Raw genomic sequence first — 20,394 nt, forward strand, 5'->3', positions numbered from 1 at the left:
AAACTGACCGGTCGACGTGCAGCCTTGTAACCTAGGACGCTGGCGCCGCTTGCGCCGTTCGCCTGCCCCACGAGCCACGTGCGGGCACTGAGCATCTGGAGTGATCACTGTGGCCACAGCGCCCTCTCGTCTCGATTCCGCCGTCTCCCTCGCGAAGCGTCGCGGCTTCGTGTTCCAGTCCGGAGAGATCTACGGAGGTTCGCGGTCCGCGTGGGACTACGGGCCTCTCGGCGTCGAGCTCAAGGAGAACATCAAGCGCCAGTGGTGGCGCACGATGGTTCAGAGCCGCGACGACGTCGTCGGCCTCGACTCAGCGGTCATCCTCCCGCGCCAGGTGTGGATCGCCTCCGGTCACGTGGGCGTCTTCACCGACCCGCTCACCGAGTGCCTGTCCTGCCACAAGCGGTTCCGCGAGGACCAGATGCTCGAAGAGTTCGAGGAGAAGAAGGGCCGCGTCCCGGAGAACGGTCTTGCCGACATCGCGTGCCCCAACTGCGGGACCCGCGGGCAGTGGACCGAGCCGCGCGACTTCAACATGATGCTCAAGACCCACCTCGGCCCGGTCGAGGACGAGTCCGGCCTGCACTACCTGCGCCCCGAGACGGCCCAGGGCATCTTCGTGAACTTCGCCAACGTCCTCGGAGCGAGCCGCAAGAAGCCGCCGTTCGGCATCGGACAGATCGGGAAGTCCTTCCGCAACGAGATCACGCCCGGCAACTTCATCTTCCGCACGCGCGAGTTCGAGCAGATGGAGATGGAGTTCTTCGTCAAGCCTGGCACCGACGAAGAATGGCACCAGTACTGGATCGACGCGCGCACGGCCTGGTACACCGACCTCGGGATCTCGGCGGACAACCTGCGCCTCTTCGAGCACCCGCAAGAGAAGCTGTCGCACTACTCGAAGCGCACCGTCGACATCGAGTACCGCTTCGGCTTCACCGGCAGCGAGTGGGGCGAGCTCGAGGGGATCGCAAACCGCACCGACTTCGACCTCAAGACGCACTCGGAGAGCTCTGGCAAGGACCTCTCGTACTTCGACCAGGGCGAGAACGAGCGGTGGGTGCCCTACGTCATCGAGCCTGCCGCCGGGCTGACGCGCTCGCTCATGGCGTTCCTCGTCGAGGCTTACACCGAGGACGAGGCCCCCAACGCGAAGGGTGGCGTCGACGTCCGTACCGTCCTGCGGCTCGACCCGCGTCTCGCGCCGATCAAGGCCGCGGTGCTCCCGCTCTCGCGCAACGAGAAGCTCTCGCCGAAGGCTCGTGACCTCGCGGCCGAGCTCCGCAAGAGCTGGAACGTCGACTTCGACGACGCCGGTGCGATCGGACGTCGCTACCGCCGACAGGACGAGATCGGGACGCCGTTCTGCATCACGGTCGACTTCGACACGCTCGAGGACCAGGCCGTGACGATCCGTCACCGTGACGACATGTCGCAGGAGCGCGTCGCGCTCGACCAGGTCACGGCCTATCTCGGGGCGCGTCTCGTCGGCTGCTGACAGCAGCACCCCGCCGACGTCCCACCACGGGCCGGCCTCCTCGACGAGGAGGCCGGCCCGTGGTGGGAGAATGAGGCAGTGACTTCTGCAGCGACCACAGATCAAGCCGCCCCGACGCGACACCCCGGACAGGTATTGCCCCCGTTGCAGATCGGTCCGTACACCGTGCAGACCCCGGTGATCCTCGCTCCGATGGCCGGCGTGACGAACACCGCCTTTCGTCGGCTCTGCCGCGAGCACGGGCCCGGTGGGCTCTACGTCGCCGAGATGGTCACCTCACGAGCGATCGTCGAGCGCAACGTCGAGGCGCTCCGGATCGTCACCTTCGACGAGGGGGAGTCGCCGCGCTCGGCCCAGGTCTACGGGGTCGACCCGGCGACCGTCGCCGCCGCAGTGCGGATCATCGCCGGCGAAGGCCGGGCCGACCATATCGACCTCAACTTCGGGTGCCCGGTCCCCAAGGTGACGAAGAAGGGCGGCGGGGCCGTCCTGCCGTGGAAGCGCGAGCTCTTCACCCGCATCGTCCACGCCGCCGTCGAGGCCGCTGCGCCCCACGGCGTGCCGGTGACCGTGAAGATGCGCAAGGGTATCGACGCGGACCACCTCACGTACCTCGAGGCAGGTCTCATCGCTGAGCAGGCCGGCGTCGCGGCGGTCGCGCTGCATGCCCGCACCGCTGCCGACTACTACTCAGGGACGGCTGACTGGTCGGCGATCCGCCAGCTCAAAGAGACCGTCACGAGCATCCCGGTGCTCGGCAACGGGGACATCTGGTCTGCTGAGGATGCGCTGGAGATGGTGCGTCAGACCGGGTGCGACGGGGTCGTCGTCGGGCGCGGGTGCCAGGGGCGGCCATGGATCTTCGCTGACCTCGCGGCCGCTTTCAACGGCTCTGACGAGCGGATCAAGCCCGGGCTGCGGATCGTCGCCGAGACCATCTACCGGCACGGTGAGCTCATGGCGGACTTCTTCGAGGACGAGGACAAAGGAACCCGCGACCTGCGCAAGCACATGGCGTGGTATCTCAAGGGCTACGCCGTCGGTGGGGACGCCCGCCGGGGGCTCGCGCTCGTCTCCTCGCTCGCCGAGCTGCGCGAGCGCCTCGATGCCCTCGACCTCGACCAGCCCTACCCGGGCAAGGACGCCGAGGGCCAGCGCGGACGCCAAGGGACACCGAAGCAACCGCACGTTCCTTACGGATGGCTCGACTCTCGTGAGCTGAGCGACGAGCACCGCGCCAAGCTTCTCGAAGCCGAGCTGAGCGTCTCCGGCGGGTGAGCGCGCCGACGGGCCGACCGTCTCGGGTGGCGCAGGTCGTTCATCCTTCTGCGTCGGTCCGGGCCAGCATGGTCTGGACTGCGTCCAGCATGCTCTCGCACAGGCGGATCAGACCGCCGGCGTGCGCGTCGTGCAGGAGGCGTGCGTCGGCTGGCGAGCGTTCGCTGAACCACCGCCCGACGGTCACGCCGTGGGCCGGACGGTGGACGACCGTGATCGCGTGGCCGGCTTCGATCGGCCCCGGACGGATCACGCGAAGGTACGTCCCCACACGCCCTGTGTCGCTGAAACGCTTGACCCATCGTTCTTCGTCGATGCGCCGCGCGAAGGTCGAGCACGGGATGCGCGGGCTCGTCACCTCGACCTCGACGGCTGCGCCGATCCGCCACCGCTCGCCGACGACCGCGGTGGTGGTCCCCAGACCGAGGGTGCGGAGGTTCTCCCCGAAGAGTCCGGGCGGGATGTCCTTGCCGAGCTCGGCCGACCAGAGCGCAGCCTCCTCGTCGGCGTAGGCGTACAACGCCTTGTCCTCGCCACCGTGGAACCGACGATCGGCCTGCACGTCACCGCGCAGCCCGAGCGGGCCGACAGTCACGGGCCCGTCGACCGGGCGCTTGTCGATGGCCGTGACGCCGACCGGCCCCTCGTCCTCGCGGAGTGCGTGCACGCGGCAGACCGCGAGGACCTGTGCTGAGGGGGCGGTGACCGTCTCTGGTGGCATGGAGCAATCATGCCAACCCCGACCCCAGCGCTGGGCCCCGGTCAGCGATCGCGCAGGACGCTGCTCAGAGCTGGACCCAGACCGTGGTGTCCTGCGGGACCTGGACAGCGCCGCTCGCGCCGTCTGCGACGAGCGGGCCGCTCGAGATGAGCACCTGCGACCCGGCCGGGAGCGCGAACGGCTCCGCGGCGAAGCTCGTGAGGACGAGGACGTCACGGTTGACGAACGCGAGGACGTTCGGCGAGGCAGCCACCTCGTCGACCCAGGCGAGCGAACCGAGGCCGAGGTCGTGCTCCTTGCGCAGGGCGAGGGCGTCGCGGTACATGGCGAACGTCGAGCCGTCGGTGGAGCGCTGGACGTCGGCGGCGCTCGCGCGGTAGGTCTCGGGCTGGGGGAGCCATGTGGCCCCGGTGGGGCCGAAGCCGTACCCGGGCGCGTCCGCTTCCCAGGGCAGGGGGACACGGCAGCCGTCGCGGCCGGCCTCGGTGTAGCCCGAGCGCCACCAGGCCGGGTCTTGGCGCAGGTCGTCGTCCAGGTCGGTGTGCTCGGGGAGGCCGAGCTCCTCGCCCTGGTAGACGTAGGCGGAGCCCGGGAGCCCGAGCATCTGCAGCGTCGCGGCACGGGCACGGCGCAGGCCGAGCGCGGCGTCGGGCTGAGGGTCGGTCTTGCCGATCCCGTTCGGACGGACGGCGCCGCCGCTCAGACCCATGCGGGAGGCGTGGCGGACGACGTCGTGGTTCGACAGCACCCACGTGGTGGGGGCGCCGACCTCGTCGGACGCCCGCAGCGACGCAGCGACGACGGAGCGCAGCGCGGCGGCGTCCCACGCTGTCGTGAGGAACGAGAAGTTGAAGGCCTGGTGCATCTCGTCGCTGCGGACGTAGCGGGCGAGACGGCTCAGCGGCTCGACCCACGCCTCGGCGACGAGGGCGCGGTCGCCGTCGTAGCCGGCGAGGACGGTGTGCCAGGCGCGGTAGATCTCGTGGACGCCCTCTTGGTCGAACATCGGTCCGCTGTTTCCCGCCCCGGTGGAGCCGTCTTCGGCGGGCTGGTGCGCCTCGTCGGTGGTGCCCTCGACCATGGAGACCTCGCCGTCCCAGTCGGGCAGACCAGGTGTTTTGACCATGCCGTGGGCGACGTCGATGCGGAAGCCGTCGACCCCGCGGTCGAGCCAGAAGCGCAGGACGTCCTCGAACTCGGCGCGGACCTCGGGGTGCTCCCAGTCGAGGTCGGGCTGCGTGGTGTCGAACATGTGCAGGTACCACTGACTGTCGGTGACGCCGTCGGTGGCGGCGGCAGCGCGCTCGTTCACGCGCGTCCAGGCCGGGCCGCCGAAGATCGACTTCCAGTTGTTCGGGGGGAGGTCGCCGTTCTCGCCCTGTCCCTCGCGGAACAGGTACCGGGCACGCTCCGGGCTGTCCGGGCCTGCAGCGAGGGCAGCCTTGAACCAGTCGTGGTCGTCTGAGGTGTGGTTCGGCACGAGGTCGACGATGACGCGGAGGCCGACGTCGTGGGCGCGCTCGAGAAGGGTCTCGAAGTCGGAGAGGGTGCCGAAGATCGGGTCGACGTCCCGGTAGTCGGCGACGTCGTAGCCGGCATCGGCTTGCGGCGAGCGGTAGAACGGCGAGAGCCAGATCGCGTCGACACCGAGGGTCGTGAGGTGCTCGAGGCGTGAGGTGATGCCGGGGATGTCTCCGATGCCGTTGCCGGTGCTGTCGGCGAAGGACCGCGGGTAGACCTGGTAGATGACGGCGCTGCGCCACCATTCGCGTGCGGCGTCGCTGGCGGCGTGGAGGAGCGTGGCCCCCGTGGAGGTCAACGTGAAGGTTGCCTTGTCGGTGGTGGTCGAATCGATACGAGTCACGGCGACGGTGTCCTTGTCAGTGGTGTGCGGGTACGTGGGCTGTGGGCGGGGCAGGGCGGGCGGTCAGGACGAGAGGCTGGCGCGCTGCTCGGCGTGGGCGCGCATGTCGGGAGAGGCTCCGGTCGAGTTGCGGACGATGAGCTCGGGGTGGAAGAGGAGCTCGCTGCGCGGTGCTGAGGTGCCGTTGATGACGGAGAGCAGGGCGCTGATCGCGGCATGGCTCATCGCTGAGACCGGTTGGCGCACGGTCGTCAGCGGAGGGTCGGTGAAGGCGATGAGCGGTGAGTCGTCGTACCCGACGACAGAGAGGTCGTGGGGGACGTTCATCCGTCGCTGGTGCGCGGCGCGGACCACGCCGAGAGCCATGAGGTCTGACCCGCAGACGATCGCGGTGTGGCCGGAGTCGATGAGGTCTCCGCCGGCGGCCTGGCCGCCTTCGACGGTGAAGAGGGACGTCGCGACGTGCGGGCTGGAGTCCTCGATCCCGAGGTGACGGGAGAGCGCGTCGCTGAAGCCCTCGAGCTTGCGGCGTGCGGTGATGAACCGGTCGGGGCCGGTCGCGAGGCCGATCCGGCGGTGGCCGAGGGAGACGAGGTGCCTGACGGACAGCTCCATCGCGGCCATGTCGTCGGCCGAGATGAAGGGTGCGTCGATCTCGGGTGCGTACCCGTTGATGAAGACGAGCGGGACCCCGCGGTTGCGCAGCTGCTCATAGCGCACGCGGCTGGCCTGAGTGTCGGCGTGGAGGCCGGAGATGAAGAGGATGCCGTCGATGGAGTGGTCGAGGAGCATCTCGATGTACTCGTCCTCCGTGGTCCCGCCGGGGGACTGGGTGCACAGGAGCGGGGTGTAGCCGCGCTGGGAGAGCATGCTCTCGATGGTCTGCGCGAACGCCGGGAAGACGGGGTTCGTCAGCTCGGGGACGATGAGCCCGACGAGACCGGCGGACCGGTTGCGCAGCTTCTCGGGACGTTCGTAGCCGAGGACGTCGAGCGCCGCGAGCACTGCCTGGCGCGTCTCGGAGGCGACGCCGACCTTGCCGTTGAGGACGCGGGAGACGGTCGCTGTGCTCACTCCGGCCTGCTTGGCGAGGTCGGTGAGCCGGGTCTTGGAACCTGGTGTCTGGGGAGCGTTCAGCGTCACACCAGACCTCCTTGTCATGAGTCAGGACCCTGTGAGGTGCTGAGCGATGGGCGAGCGATCGTTGCAACGGCTTGCAACGGGCCGCCGGTGAGACAGGATACCTCAGGGCCGCGGGAACTCGGGAAATTCTTGAGAAAACTGTCACTTCTTGCGCACGTCCGCCAATCGTTGCATGAAAGTTACTGCAAGAACTTGCAGGCGTAGCGGGTGAGCGGCTAGCGTCCAGAACATCAGGGCCAACGTCGGTGCGAACCCGCCGTGGCCGGTTCACAAGACACACCTTTGGAGAAAGACGATGCGACGAAGCATCCCCGTGGCTGCGGTCCTCGGCCTGGCCCTAGCCCTCACCTCCTGCTCGTCGGACACCGACGCCAGCTCAGACGACACGGCCGCCGGTGGCGGCACCCTCACGATCTGGGTCGACGAGACCCGCGCCGCGCCCGTCGAGGCCGCAGCAGCCCAGTACGAAGAAGCGACCGGAAACACCGTCAAGCTCGTCCAGAAGAACTACGACGACATCCGCCCCGACTTCCTCGCCCAGGTCCCCACCGGCGAAGGCCCCGACATCACGGTCGGAGCCCACGACTGGCTCGGCGAGCTCACGACGAACGGTGTGGTCGCCCCGATCGAGCTCGGTGACGCGGCAGCAGGCTTCGAGCCCGTCGCCGTCGACGCCTTCACCTTCGACGGCTCGGTCTACGCGCTCCCGTACGCCATCGAGAACATCGCGATCATCCGCAACACGGCGCTCGCAGACTCCACGCCCGCGACCTTCGACGAGATGATCGCCATGGGGCGCGCCGCCGGCACCCAGTACCCGTTCCTCGCCCAGGTCGGCGAGACCGGCGACGGATACACGCTCTACCCGTTCCAGACGTCGTTCGGTGCCCCGGTCTTCGCCCAGAACGACGACGGCTCCTACACGTCCGAGCTCGCTCTCGGTGGCGACGCCGGCAACGACTTCGCGCAGTGGCTGGCAGACCAGGGGGCAGCGAAAGTCCTCGATGTCTCGATGACGTACGACATCGCTGTGCAGGCCTTCGCAGACGGGCAGTCCCCGTACATCCTCGGCGGTCCGTGGATGCTCGACTCTTTCCAGGACCTCGACCTCGCCATCGACCCGATCCCCAGCGCAGGCGGCGAGCCTGCTCAGCCGTTCACCGGTGTCGCAGGCTTCTACGTCAGTGCGCAGAGCAAGAACCAGCTGCTCGCTGCGGACTTCCTCACCAACTACATGGCGACCAAGGAAGCCCAGGTCGCGCTCTACGAGGCCGGCGACCGCACGCCTGCTCTGTCCGCGGCTGCTGACGAGGTCTCGTCCGACCCGATCGCCGCAGGCTTCAGGGCTGCGAGCGCGGACGCCGTGCCGATGCCGTCGATCCCGGAGATGGGTTCTGTCTGGTCGTTCTGGGGTGTGACGGAGGCAGGCATCATCTCCGGCGCCACGGAGCCGGTCGCGGGCTGGGAAAAGATGTCGACCGACATCCAGGGTGCCATCGACGCCAGCTGATCTACGTCTCGCGTCCCCCGGGCGCGGCGTGCGGTGGCTCGCTGCGCACGTCACGCCAGGGGGACACCGGCCCCGCACAGGCCCTGCACCGGCCACGCTGCACACCCACGACGATCCAGCACGGTCCGTGCTGCCCGGAGGAACAGAATGAGTCCCGACCGCCCCCCGACGGTGCCAGATGCACCGGTCAGCGAGCAGAAGCCTCGCACGGCCGATCGCGTCGCGCGTCTCTCGCACGCCCGTGACTACTCGCCGGGGTTCTTCGTCAAGCTCGCGCTCGTCGCGCTCGTGGACGCGCTCGGCGTGTACGTGGTCATGGTCGCCTGGGCGCAGGGCAGCAGCGCCGTCGCCTGGATCATGGTGGCGCTGCTCGTCCTGACCAACGTCGTCTACTTCAGCAAGCGTGCGCTGCCGATGAAGTACCTGCTGCCCGGGCTCGCGTTCCTCCTGATCTACCAGGTGTTCTCGGTCGGATACACGGGATACATCGCCTTCACCAACTATGGCGACGGCCACAACTCCACCAAGGAGCAGGCGATCGAGGCGCTCCTCATCCAGAACGAGAAGCGCGTCGAGGACTCTGAGGCCTACCCGCTCGCGGTCGTCGAGTCTGACGGCACGCTCGGCCTCGCGATCATCGATGACGGCGAGGTCCTCGTCGGCACGGAGGACACCCCGCTCGAGGTCGCCGACGACGCGGTCGTCACCGCCGGGCGCATCACGTCGATCCCCGGGTACGACGTCCTCGGCATCAACGACGTCGTCAACCGTCAGAGCGCCGTGGCTGCGCTCCGGGTAGCGGTCTCGAAGGACGCGGGATCAGGATCGATCCGTACACAGGACGCGAGCAGCGGCTACGTCTACTCGTCCGTCCTCGTGTACGACGAGGATCTCGACCAGATGACGAGCACGGTGACCGGAACGGTCTACACGCCGAACGACCAGGGCGAGTTCGAGTCGTCGAGCGGCGAGACTCTCAACGTCGGCTGGCGTGTGCTCGTCGGCTTCGACAACTTCAGGACCGCGTTCGGGGACTCTCGCTACTCTGAGCCGTTCTTCAAGGTCCTCGTGTGGACCTTCGTCTTCTCGATCGTGTCGGTCGTCAGCACGTTCTTCGTCGGCCTCTTCTTCGCGGTCGCCCTCAACGACGAGCGGCTCCGAGGACGACGGACGATGCGCGCGCTGCTCATCCTTCCGTACGCCTTCCCGGCGTTCATGAGCTTCTTGCTGTGGAAAGGCATGCTCAACACCAACTACGGGTTCATCAACACGGTGCTGCTCGGCGGAGCGGACATCAACTGGCTGGGAGACCCGTGGCTCGCCAAGCTCGCCGTGCTCGGTGTCCAGCTCTGGGTCGGGTTCCCGTACATGTTCCTCATCTGCACCGGGGCGCTGCAGTCCATCCCCGGCGACGTGGTCGAGGCCGCGAAGATCGACGGAGCGGGCGCCCTGCGCATCTGGCGCTCGATGACGATGCCGCTGCTGCTCATCGCGGTCGCACCGCTGCTCATCTCGTCCTTCGCGTTCAACTTCAACAACTTCAACATCATCGAGATGCTCACCTCGGGTGGTCCGCGCTTCGGTGACGCCTCGGTGCCCGTGGGGCACACCGACATCCTCATCACGATGGTCTATGCGATCTCCGGCCTCGACGGCGGTGCCGCGAAGAACTACGGGCTGGCCAGCGCGCTGTCCATCGTCATCTTCCTCATCGTGGCCACCGTCTCGGTGATCAGCTTCCGCAGGACACGCTCGCTCGAGGAGATCAACTGACATGGCGACCATCGCACGCTCCTCCGCCACCGTCCGGTCCGGACGCAAGACCCGCAACACCCGCACGGACGAGCACGTCCTGCCGACCGGCACGCGTTGGTGGCGAGAGCTCGGCTGGCGCTATGTCGTGGCGGTCGTCGCGATCGTCTACGCGGCGTTCCCGATCGTCTACATCATCTCTGCAGCACTTTCGACGAGCGGGACGCTCACCGGCTCCAACCAGCTGTTCTCGTCCGTCACCGTCGAGAACTTCCGGGCGCTCGGCGACACGAAGTTCTGGACGTGGGCGGTCAACACTCTCGTCATCGGCACCGCGACCGCGATCGGCACGGTCATCATGGGGGCGGCCGCGGCGTACGCGTTCTCCCGGTTCCGCTTCTCGGGACGTCGTCTCGGCCTCACGAGCCTCCTCGTCATCCAGATGTTCCCGCAGCTCCTCGCCTTCGTCGCGGTGTTCCTGCTCCTGCTCACGCTCGGCAACGTCGTCCCGATCCTCGGGCTCAACTCCAGGCTCGCTCTCGTGATGGTCTATCTCGGCGGCGCGCTCGGCGTGAACACCTTCCTCATGTACGGGTTCTTCAACACGATCCCCAAGGAGCTCGACGAGGCCGCACGCATCGACGGCGCCAGCCACGCGCAGGTCTTCTGGGTGATCGTCCTTCGCCTCGTCGCCCCGATCCTCGCCGTCGTCGGCCTGCTGAGCTTCATCGCGTCCTTCTCGGACTTCCTGCTCGCCAAGCTCATCCTCCAGTCCGAGAGCCACTGGACGCTCGCCGTCGGCCTCTACCAGTGGGTCTCCGACCAGCTCTCTGCCAACTGGGGGATCTTCGCAGCGGGGGCAGTCATCAGTGCGATCCCCGTCGTCGCGCTGTTCCTCTTCCTGCAGAAGTACATCGTGTCCGGTCTGACAGCCGGCTCGGTCAAGTGACGGCGGTGGTCGCGCCCCGAGTGGGTCACCTGCTCGGAGCCCCGCACCACGACGGCTCGGCCCTCTACGTGAGCACCCCGACGCCGCACCTGGGGGAGAGCGTCACGGTGCGCGTCCGGGTCCCGGTCGGCCTCGACGAGCACGGGGTCCACCTGCGGGTCGTCCGCGACGCGGAGCCCCGGCTGTCTGCGGCACGACTGGTCGCCACGACCGCTCAGGACCGCTGGTACGAGGCCCAGGTCCTCGTCCACAACCCGGTGACGAGCTACCGGTTCCTCATCGACGTTCCTGGCGGCTATCGCTGGCTCAACGGTCGTGGACTCTTCGACCGCGAGGTCTCGGACGCGGCCGACTTCCGCCTCACGGTCTTCGAGCCGGCTCCTGCCTGGATGTCCCGCTCTCTCGTCTATCAGATCTTCCCCGACCGCTTCGCCCGAGGGATCACGGACAAGGTGCTCCCCGACTGGGCACAGGCGGCCGACTGGTCTGACGAGCCCCTCGCCTCTGGCCACGGCGTGAGCACCCAGCTCTACGGCGGAGACCTGCCCGGCGTGCACGCCCACCTCGACCACCTCGTCGAGCTCGGCGTCGGGACCGTCTACCTCACCCCGGTCTTCCCCGCACGGTCCAACCACCGGTACGACGCGACGAGCTTCGACGCTGTCGACCCGCTGCTCGGCGGAGACGCAGCGCTCGCCGACCTCTCCCGCGCCGTCCACGAGCGAGGCATGCGCGTCCTCGGAGACATCACGACGAACCACACCGGTGTCGGCCACGACTGGTTCACCGCCGCCCGCGCGGACCGGTCGAGCGAGGAGCGCGCCTTCTACTACTGGACCCACGACGAGCCTGGCTACGTCGGCTGGCTCGAGCACTCCTCGCTGCCCAAGCTCGACTACTCCGCACCCGCGCTCGTCCGACGGATGATCTCCGGGCCCGCGTCCGTCATCGGTCGGTGGCTCGCCCCGCCTTTCGCTCTCGACGGCTGGCGGGTCGACGTCGCGAACATGACCGGACGGTATGCGGACCAGGACCTCACGCACGAGATCGCCCGGACGGTGCGCGCGACGATGGCCGAGATCAACCCTGACGCCGTCCTCGTCGCGGAGCACTTCCACGACTCCGGGCCCGACATGACCGGTGACGGCTGGCACGCGTCCATGAACTACGCCGCCTTCACCCGCCCGGTGTGGTCCTGGGTCGTCGACCCAGACAGCGCGGTCCCCGCCGTCGGCCTGCCGACAGCCCTGCCACGTCGCTCAGGCCGCGAGATGGTCGCCGCCATGCGCGACTTCGACGCCGTCGTCCCGTGGAAGGTCATGGCGACCCAGTGGAACATGCTCGGCTCCCACGACACCCCCAGGCTGCGGACGCTCGTCGGGAGCCTGGCGATGGTCGAGGTCGCGGCAGGGCTGCTCTTCACGTACCCGGGTACACCGGTCCTCTTCGCCGGAGACGAGATCGGTGCCCGCGGCACCAACGGCGAGCACGCTCGCGTGACGATGCCCTGGGACGACCCAGAGCGCTGGGATCAGGCGACCTTCGACGTGTTCCGCGCGCTGACGGCGCTCCGCAGCGCCAGCGACGCTCTGTGCGTCGGCGGCCTGCGCTGGGTGGTCGTCGAGGACGACGCCGTCGCCTACCTGCGCGAGACGCCTGACGAGAGCGTCCTCGTGCTCCTCGCCCGGGCGCCCTGGGCAGGAGCCCGGCTCCCGGCAGAGCTCGTCCCGGACGGGACCGTGCCGCGCACGCTCTACGGCAGCGCGCCCCTGGAACGTTCCGACGCCGGCTGGCTCCTGCCCGGAACCGGACCGGGGGTGCACGTCTGGCGCGTGCGCGACACCGCCCTGGCGACCGACAGCAGCAGCGCCCGCACGGCGGACGCTGCTCACCGCTGACGTGCTCGCGCCCCGGACCCCAGCGTGTCGTTAGGGTTGGCCTGTGCCCACCGCAGACCATCACCACCCTCCCACCACCTCGGGCTACAGCGACGCCGACCGTGCACGCTGGGTCGACGAGCCGCCCAAGAGCAAGGCGCGCACCCCGTTCGAGCGGGACCGAGCCCGGATCGTCCACTCGTCCGCCCTGCGGCGCCTCGGTGCCAAGACCCAGGTCATGGGCCCCGCGTCGGACGACTTCATCCGCACCCGCCTCACCCACACGCTCGAGGTCGCCCAGGTCGGACGAGAGATCGGCAAGGCCCTCGGGTGCGACCCGGACGTCGTCGACACCGCGTGCCTGGCCCACGACCTCGGCCACCCACCGTTCGGTCACAACGGCGAGCGTGCGCTCGCGGACCTGGCCGCGACGATCGGCGGGTTCGAGGGCAACGCGCAGACGCTGCGCCTCCTCACCCGTCTCGAGGGCAAGGTCTTCTCAGACGACGGGTCGACCGCGGGTCTCAACCTCACGCGCGCGAGCCTCGACGCGTCCGTGAAGTACCCGTGGACGTTCGGCCACGGACCGCTGCGGCTCGACGGGCGCCCCACGCACAAGTTCGGCGTCTACGCGGACGACATGCCCGTCTTCGAGTGGCTCCGCCGGGGCGCCCCCGACGGGATGAAGTGCCTCGAGGCGCAGGTGATGGACCTCGCCGACGACATCTCTTACTCGGTCCACGACGTCGAGGACGGGATCGTCGGCGGACGGTTCGACCTCGCGATCCTCGCCGCCGACGACGAGCGGGCACGCGTCGTCGACGCCGTCCAGACCTGGTACGGAGACCTCGTCTCGCCCGAGGCCCTGCGCGCTGCTATCGACCGGCTCGATGCTGCCGGGCTGCTCGTCCAGGGCTTCGACGGCTCTCGGCGTGCGCTGGCGACGCTCAAGGACACGACGAGCAGGCTCATCGGACGTTTCGCCAAAGAGTCGCAGAAGGCGACCCGCGCCGAGTACGGCGACGGCCCGCTCACGCGGTATGCAGCGACGCTCATCGTGCCGGACCACACGCTCGCTGAGATCCTCGTGCTCAAGGGCCTGGCGGTCGCCTACATCATGGCGCCGCGCGAGGTCGAGCCGCTCTACATCTCCCAGCGCGAGCTCATCGCGGACCTCGTCGACGTGCTCGCCGACCGGGCGCCGACAGCCCTCGAGCCGTCCTTCGCGGTCGACTGGGCGCAGGCGCCGGACGACGCCGCCCGCTTGCGCGTGGTCATCGACCAGGTCGCGTCGCTCACCGACGTCTCAGCAGGCCAGTGGCACGCCCGGCTCGTCCGTCCGGGGCCCCTCTACCTCACCTGACACCGCGCGTAGAGTGAGACGGGTCAGCACGGCCGGTCCGCGGTCGAGCGAGCGCGAAGGGTGCACGATGAAGATCGAGGAGACACGGCTGCCGGGGATCGGCGCCCGATACGACTTCGCGACCCAGAAGGGCCGACGCGTGGGCGTCATCTCCCAGCGCGACGGTGCACGGCACGTCTTCCTCTACGACCCCCGCGACCCGGACTCGTGCCAGGCGACGATCGTCCTGTCGCCCGAGGAGAGCCAGACCCTGGCAGAGCTGCTCGGTGCACCGCGGATCGTCGAGCGCTTGCAGCAGGCTGACGAGAGCGAGAACGTCGTGCCGGGCGAGAGCTCAGGCACCGGACAGGTGTGAGCCACACAGCCAGCCTTCTCGTCGAGCTCGGGGCAGTGCTCTTTGCTCTCGGGGTGATGGGACGGTTCGCTGGCCGGTTCGGGCTGTCGCCCATCCCGCTCTACCTCTTGGCCGGTCTCGCGTTCGGTGCGGGCGGACTCATCCCTCTGCAGGCGCCCGAAGAGTTCTTCACGACCGGCTCTGAGGTCGGTGTCGTCCTCCTGCTGCTCATGCTCGGTCTCGAGTACTCGGCCGACGACCTCGTGGCGAACCTGCGCCAGCAAGCACCTGTCGGCGTCGTCGACCTGCTGCTCAACGGTCTGCCGGGGGTCGGGTTCGCCCTGCTCATGGGCTGGAGCCCGGTCGCTGTGCTGGCGATGTTCGGCGTCACCGCGATCAGCTCGTCGGGGATCATCTCGAAGGTCCTCTCCGACCTCGGCCGGCTCGGCAACAGGGAGACCCCGAGCGTCCTGAGCATCCTCGTCCTCGAGGACCTCTCCATGGCGGTCTACCTTCCGGTGCTCACCGCGCTCGTCGCTGCGTCGAGCGGTGCGACCGCGGTGCGGTCGGTGCTCATCGCGCTCGGGACGCTCGCCGTGGTCCTCGTCCTTGCGCTCCGCAAGGGGCACGTCATCTCGCGCCTCGTGGTCTCCCGCTCGAACGAGGTCCTCCTCTTGCTGGTCGTCGGGCTCGCGCTCCTCGTTGCAGGCGGGGCGGAGGCCGTGCACGTCTCCGCGGCAGTCGGTGCGTTCCTCCTCGGCATCGCGCTCTCGGGCGAGGTGGCCGAGCACGTCCGTGGGCTCGTCGGTCCGTTGCGCGATCTCTTTGCTGCGGTCTTCTTCGTCTTCTTCGGGCTGTCCACCGACCCGACCGAGCTGCCGGCCGTCCTCGTCCCGGCTGGTCTCCTTGCGCTCGTGGGCATCGGGACCAAGCTCCTCACCGGCTGGATCGCCGGGCGGAGGGCGGGGATCGGACCGGCCGGGCGGCTTCGTGCAGGTGCGGCGCTCGTCCCGCGCGGAGAGTTCTCGATCATCATCGCCGGCCTGGTCGGGGCGTCGGTCGAGCCAGCCTTCGCACCGACGGTGGCGGCGTACGTCCTCATCATGGCGGTCGTCGGTCCGCTCGTCCCGCGTCTCGTCGACCCGCTCGCGCACCGCCTCGCGCGCCGCGCAGCCGACCGCCGAGCGGTCGCCGAGAGCGGAGCGACGACCGAGGTGCCCCAGGGCACCTAGACTCGACGCGTGGCAGGCCTCATCAAGCGCGAAGACGTGGACGCAGTCCGTGAGAAGGCGCACATCGAGGAGATCGTGGGCGATCAGGTCACCCTGCGCCCCGCCGGTGTGGGCTCGATGAAGGGGCTCTGCCCCTTCCACGACGAGCGCTCTCCCTCGTTCCACGTCCGGCCTCAGGTCGGACGCTGGCACTGCTTCGGGTGCAACGAGGGCGGCGACGTCATCTCGTTCGTCCAGAAGATCGACGGCCTCGGGTTCTCTGAAGCGGTCGAGTACCTCGCGGGCCGGGTCGGTATCCAGCTGCGCTACGAGGAGGGCACCGGCCCGCGCCGGACCGAAGAACCCGGCACCCGCCAGAAGCTTCTCGAGGCGCACCGTATCGCCGGCGCCTATTTCATGGAGCAGCTGCTCACCCCCGAGGGAGCGATCGGGCGGACGTTCCTCGCCGAGCGGAGCTTCGACCGTGGGGACGCCGAGCACTTCGGTGTCGGCTACGCGCCCAACGGCTGGGACCATCTCCTGCGTCACCTGCGCGGCCGGGGCTTCACCGAGCCGGAGCTCACCGCGACCGGGCTCATGAGCCAGGGCAGCAGAGGCCTCTACGACCGCTTCCGCGGCAGGCTCATGTGGCCCATCCGCGACGTCACAGGGGAGACGATCGGGTTCGGCGCCCGCAAGCTTCACGAGGACGACCAAGGGCCGAAGTACCTCAACACCCCCGAGACAGCCCTGTACAAGAAGTCGCAGGTCCTCTACGGGATCGACCTCGCCAAGCGCGACATCGCGAAGAACAAGCAGATCGTCGTCGTCGAGGGGTACACCGACGTCATGGCTGCCCACCTCTCAGGCGTCACGACGGCGGTCGCCACGTGCGGCACGGCCTTCGGCACCGACCACGTCCGCTTCGTCCGGCGCCTCCTCGGCGACACGAGCGCAGGCGGGGGAGTCAAGCTCGCCGGCGGCGGGTCGTCGGGCGGCGAGATCATCTTCACGTTCGACGGTGACGCCGCGGGCCAGAAGGCCGCGATGCGTGCGTTCGGCGAAGACCAGAAGTTCTACGCGCAGACGTTCGTCGCCGTGGAGCCCAGCGGGATGGACCCGTGCGAGCTGCGCCAGGCGCGTGGCCCCCAAGCGGTCCAGGCGCTCGTCGACGGCCGCCAGCCGCTCTTCGAGTTCGTCATCCGCACGACCCTCGCCACCTACGACCTCGAGACTGCCGAGGGGAGGGTCTCGGCGCTGCGCGCCGCTGCGCCCGTCGTCGCGGGGATCCGCGACACCGCGCTGCGCCCGGAGTACGCACGGATGCTCGCCGGCTGGCTCGGCATGGACGGCGAGTCCGTCCGCCGCGCGGTGCACGACGCGGGCCGGGCGTCGGGCGGCGCCACAGGCAGCAGCAGCGGAGGTGCGCCGCAGCGCAGCGCAGGCGACCGCACGACGAGGGCGGACCGCTCTGGAGCCCCCGATCGTGGCCAGGTCCCTGGCGCGGGAGGCGGCGGCGGTGCTCCTTCACGACCCAGCCAGGACGACCCCATCGCTCGTCTCGAGCGCCAGACGCTCGAGGCGATCCTCCAGCACCCGCACCTCGTGCCCGCGCAGCAGCTCGACGAGCTGCCCGGGGACGCGTTCACCGTGCCGGCATGGCGTGCCGTCCACGAGGCGATCCGTGCAGCAGGAGGGCTCCAGACGGCTGGGCAGCGTGGCGCGTCGGAGTGGGTGGGCCTCGTGAGCGAGGAAGCCGCGGGGCCTGTCGTCCAGCTCGTCAACGAGCTCTCGGTGGCCCCGATGCCCGAGGACCGCCCGGGGGCCATCGAGGACTACGTGCGCGGCGTCGTGGGTGCTTTTCTCGAGCTCGGGCTGACCCGGAAGATCGGTAATGCGAAGAGCAAGCTCCAGCGCATCGACCCGACCGCGGAGCCTGACGCCTACCAGCAGGCGTTCGCCGACCTCATGACCCTGGAGCACGAACGGCGCGTGCTGCGCGACCGTGACTCCTGACGGCCGCGCAGCGGTCCCGTTCGGCTAGTAGTTCCAGACGGTCCCGTCTTCCAGGCGGACGATCGGGTGGCTGCCTGGAGAGTAGGTGTACCGCTCCGCCTCGGTCTCGTCGAAGTCGACACCGAGGCCGGGAGCGTCGCTGACGTACATCATCCCGTTCTCCATCCGGTGCTCGGACGGGAAGAGCGCGTCGCAGGCGGGGGTCCCGAGCACCAGGTACTCCTGGATCCCGAAGTTCGGCGCCCACGCGTTGAGGTGCGCCTGGGCAGCCATGGACAGCGGCGAGTGGCTGGGGGCCCCGTGGAACCCGGTACGCACGTGGTGCATCGCCGCGAGGTCGACGATCCGCTTGACGTGGGTGATGCCGCCTGCATACGTGACGGCGACCCGGATGAAGTCGATCAGCTCGTTCTCGATGAGCTTGTTGCAGTCCCAGATCGAGTTGAAGACCTCGCCGATCGCGATCGGCACGGTGGAGTGCTGGCGCAGGAGCTTCAGCGCGTCCTGGTCCTCTGCCGGTGTCGGGTCCTCGAGCCAGAAGAGCCCCACGGGCTCGACCGCCTTGGCGAGCTCGGCTGCCTCTCGAGGCAGGAGCCGGTGGTGCACGTCGTGCAGGATCTTCAGGTCGGGACCGAAGCGCGCCCGGATCTCGGCAAGAGCCCCGGGCATGTACCGCATGTAGCGGCCGGTGTCCCATCCCTCGACCGAGGGCCGGATGCCGCTGAAGTCGGTGATGTACGGCGTCGTCCCGACGTCGTCCTTCGGGACGGCATAGCCCGCTGACGGCATGCCCGGGATGCCGCACTGCACGCGGACGGCCTTGAATCCTTGCTCCACGTACGAGGCGACGGAGTCCATCAGGGCGTCCAGGTCGGAGCCGGCTGCATGGGCGTAGACCATCGCCCCATCCCGGCTCTTGCCACCGAAGAGCTGGTACAGGGGCATCCCGGCGAGCTTGCCCTTGATGTCCCACAGGGCCATGTCGATCGCACCGTACGCGGCCATGGCGACCGGACCGCGCCGGAAGTACGCGCCACGGTAGAAGAGCTGCCAGATGTCCTCGCTGTTGCGCGGGTCCATCCCGACGAGGTTCGGGACCAGGTAGTCGCGCAGATAGGCGGCCGGGAGCGTCTCATGGTTGTTGAGGGTGGCGTCGCCGAGCCCGTAGATGCCCTGGTCGGTCATGACCTTCAAGGTGACGTAGTTCTTGCCGGGGCCGCCGACGAATACCTGGGCGTCGGTGATCTTCATGGGTAGGGTCTCCATTCGACGGGCGGACAGCGCCGCACGCCGAGGAGCAAGGACCTCCTCGGCGCGCCGCTCGGGGTGGTTCAGCTCAGGTCGGAGACGTCCGTCCAGTGGGCGTCCGAGCGGATCACGTCGATGATCTGCTGGTACTGGCTGCCTTCTCGGAACGTCGGGTAGGGCTCGACGGTCTCGCCCTGGATGTCCTTGACGAGCTCGCGGGCCAGGTAGTGCCAGCACTGCTCGGTGTCCCCGGTGACGTCTGGGACGGATGCTGCGATGTCCTCGGGGAGTGGCAGGTCCTCCCACGTCTCGTCCGGTCCCCAGAAGGACAGCTGGCCGGTGCCGTAGTGGCCCTTGAGGTAGATGGCCCCCTCGGTGCCGTAGAACACGATGTGGTCCTCGTGGAACCGCGGCACGAGCCCGCCGTGCTTGAACAGCACGGACACCGGTCGGGCGGCGAAGGGGCTCTGGAGCTTCGCCAGCACCGTGTAGGACCACTCGACGTCGCTCTCGCCCCACTGGAGCGAGGGGTCGTCGAGGTCCTCGGGGATGAAGTCGCGTCGCGTCGCGAAGTTGTGGACACCTTCGACGATGGGGGCCTTGCCGAGATCGTCGCGGACGTCGCCCATGACCGACAGGATCGTGTCGCCGACGACGGAGGTCACGATCGAGAGGGTGTGGGGGAAGTTGTTGTTGAGGCGTCCGCCGCCGTCGTCCTTGCGGTGCGACCAGCCGAAGGGGATCTCGCGCTGGAGGTTGAAGTGGGAGATGCACTCGACCTCGACGGGCTCACCGATCGCCCCCTGTGCGACGAGCCGCCTTGCGTGCAGGACGCTCGCTGTGTAGCGGAAGCTCGCGGCGTAGGCGGTCTTGACGTTCTTCTCCTGCGCGAGCTCGTAGAGCTCGACCGCCGTCTCGCCGGAGGTCGTCATCGGCTTGTCGCAGAAGACGTGGCACCCGTGCTCGATCGCCAGCTTGATGTGCTCGTGGTGGGCGCCGCCCGGCGTCGCGATCGAGACGATGTCGGGCTGGCAGACGTCGAGGGCTTCCTGCCAGCTCGTTCCCGCGTAGGGGATGCCCATCGTGCGTGCAACGTCTTCGACGACGCTCGGGGTCCGGCCGACGATCCCGACGACCTCGGCTCCAGCACCTCGAAACGCGTCGGCATGGCCTTGGCCCGCAAATCCGGTCCCGCTGATCAGGACCTTCAACCTGCCACTCATCTGTGACTCCTCCTGTGGACGACTCGTATACCGCGGGCTCGGGGCGCCGCGAGGGCAGCGGGCGCGGCACTGATCTCTCGGGCGACGACACCGATCGGGCAGTGTCCGACGTGCACGGCTGACCGGCTCTGCGTCGACGCAGCACCGTCCGCAGCGACGCGCTGGATCGTGGTCGCTCCCATGGGGTGCACGCTCCTTTGCTCGGACCCGGCGCGACTGTACCTGCCACGAGGAAATGAGTGCAACGATACAGTGAAAGTGACCGAGGTCTCGTCCGGAGAGGTCCCCGACCGGGGTTTTTTGCGGCTAATCGTCAAGAAGTCGTGACAAGGAATGTGGCCCGTCGCGAGTTGATCGATACACCCCGACGGGCGAGGGGCACGAGCCTCCCTGCTGGCACGAGCGAA

General features: G+C 68.8%; 15 protein-coding genes. 10 read left to right on the plus strand and 5 right to left on the minus strand.

What is annotated here, in order from left to right:
- The first annotated feature begins 109 nt into the window (after nt 1–109).
- Together ATL42_RS03270 and dusB are read left to right on the plus strand one after the other, a co-directional pair.
- Nucleotides 110–1,498, plus strand: coding sequence for a glycine--tRNA ligase (locus ATL42_RS03270; protein ID WP_098456290.1), 1,389 nt, complete (start codon nt 110–112; stop codon nt 1,496–1,498).
- A gap of 78 nt (nt 1,499–1,576) precedes the next feature.
- Nucleotides 1,577–2,776, plus strand: coding sequence for a tRNA dihydrouridine synthase DusB (dusB, locus tag ATL42_RS03275; protein ID WP_098454129.1), 1,200 nt, complete (start codon nt 1,577–1,579; stop codon nt 2,774–2,776).
- A 40-nt stretch (nt 2,777–2,816) separates the two neighbouring features.
- Here dusB and ATL42_RS03280 read toward each other — a convergent pair whose 3' ends face one another.
- The 3 genes from ATL42_RS03280 to ATL42_RS03290 form a co-directional block, all read right to left on the minus strand.
- Nucleotides 2,817–3,497, minus strand: a complete 681-nt coding sequence (locus tag ATL42_RS03280) for an MOSC domain-containing protein (protein WP_098454130.1) — start codon at nt 3,495–3,497, stop codon at nt 2,817–2,819.
- 64 nt (nt 3,498–3,561) lie between these two features.
- Nucleotides 3,562–5,361, minus strand: a complete 1,800-nt coding sequence (locus ATL42_RS03285; RefSeq protein WP_098454131.1) for a glycoside hydrolase family 13 protein — start codon at nt 5,359–5,361, stop codon at nt 3,562–3,564.
- Nucleotides 5,362–5,424: 63 nt separating this feature from the next.
- Nucleotides 5,425–6,504, minus strand: a complete 1,080-nt coding sequence (locus ATL42_RS03290) for a LacI family DNA-binding transcriptional regulator (RefSeq protein WP_245862064.1) — start codon at nt 6,502–6,504, stop codon at nt 5,425–5,427.
- 295 nt (nt 6,505–6,799) lie between these two features.
- On the opposite strand from ATL42_RS03290, the gene ATL42_RS03295 reads away from it, so the two are divergent.
- From ATL42_RS03295 to dnaG, 8 genes are all read left to right on the plus strand, one after another.
- Nucleotides 6,800–8,014 carry a sugar ABC transporter substrate-binding protein gene (locus tag ATL42_RS03295; RefSeq protein ID WP_098454133.1) on the plus strand — a complete coding sequence of 405 codons (1,215 nt, stop codon included), beginning with the start codon at nt 6,800–6,802 and terminating at the stop codon, nt 8,012–8,014.
- A 147-nt stretch (nt 8,015–8,161) separates the two neighbouring features.
- Complete coding sequence (locus tag ATL42_RS03300) at nt 8,162–9,787, plus strand: ABC transporter permease subunit (protein ID WP_098454134.1); 1,626 nt, start codon at nt 8,162–8,164, stop codon at nt 9,785–9,787.
- Between the two features lies 1 nt (nt 9,788).
- Entirely contained in the window at nt 9,789–10,715 is a 927-nt protein-coding gene (locus tag ATL42_RS03305; protein ID WP_098454135.1) for a sugar ABC transporter permease, read from the plus strand.
- Nucleotides 10,716–10,720: 5 nt separating this feature from the next.
- Nucleotides 10,721–12,613 carry a glycoside hydrolase family 13 protein gene (locus ATL42_RS03310; RefSeq protein ID WP_098456291.1) on the plus strand — a complete coding sequence of 631 codons (1,893 nt, stop codon included), beginning with the start codon at nt 10,721–10,723 and terminating at the stop codon, nt 12,611–12,613.
- Nucleotides 12,614–12,656: 43 nt separating this feature from the next.
- The gene (locus ATL42_RS03315; RefSeq protein WP_098454136.1) at nt 12,657–13,955 is read left to right on the plus strand and encodes a deoxyguanosinetriphosphate triphosphohydrolase; all 1,299 of its coding nucleotides are present in this window, start codon (nt 12,657–12,659) and stop codon (nt 13,953–13,955) included.
- Between the two features lie 67 nt (nt 13,956–14,022).
- Nucleotides 14,023–14,310, plus strand: coding sequence for a cation:proton antiporter regulatory subunit (locus tag ATL42_RS03320; RefSeq protein ID WP_098454137.1), 288 nt, complete (start codon nt 14,023–14,025; stop codon nt 14,308–14,310).
- Complete coding sequence (locus tag ATL42_RS03325; RefSeq protein ID WP_098454138.1) at nt 14,307–15,521, plus strand: cation:proton antiporter; 1,215 nt, start codon at nt 14,307–14,309, stop codon at nt 15,519–15,521. Before ATL42_RS03320 ends, ATL42_RS03325 begins: the two co-directional genes overlap by 4 nt.
- Nucleotides 15,522–15,530: 9 nt before the next feature.
- Nucleotides 15,531–17,516, plus strand: a complete 1,986-nt coding sequence (gene dnaG / locus ATL42_RS03330) for a DNA primase (RefSeq protein WP_098454139.1) — start codon at nt 15,531–15,533, stop codon at nt 17,514–17,516.
- 24 nt (nt 17,517–17,540) lie between these two features.
- Here the strand turns inward: dnaG and manD are convergent, their stop codons facing one another.
- Complete coding sequence (gene manD, locus ATL42_RS03335) at nt 17,541–18,767, minus strand: D-mannonate dehydratase ManD (RefSeq protein ID WP_098454140.1); 1,227 nt, start codon at nt 18,765–18,767, stop codon at nt 17,541–17,543.
- 80 nt (nt 18,768–18,847) lie between these two features.
- On the minus strand, nt 18,848–19,987 hold the full coding sequence (locus tag ATL42_RS03340) for a Gfo/Idh/MocA family protein (RefSeq protein ID WP_098454141.1): 1,140 nt from the start codon (nt 19,985–19,987) through the stop codon (nt 18,848–18,850).
- Between the last annotated feature and the right edge of the window lie 407 nt (nt 19,988–20,394).

The organism is Sanguibacter antarcticus (assembly GCF_002564005.1).
Taxonomy (GTDB): domain Bacteria; phylum Actinomycetota; class Actinomycetes; order Actinomycetales; family Cellulomonadaceae; genus Sanguibacter; species Sanguibacter antarcticus.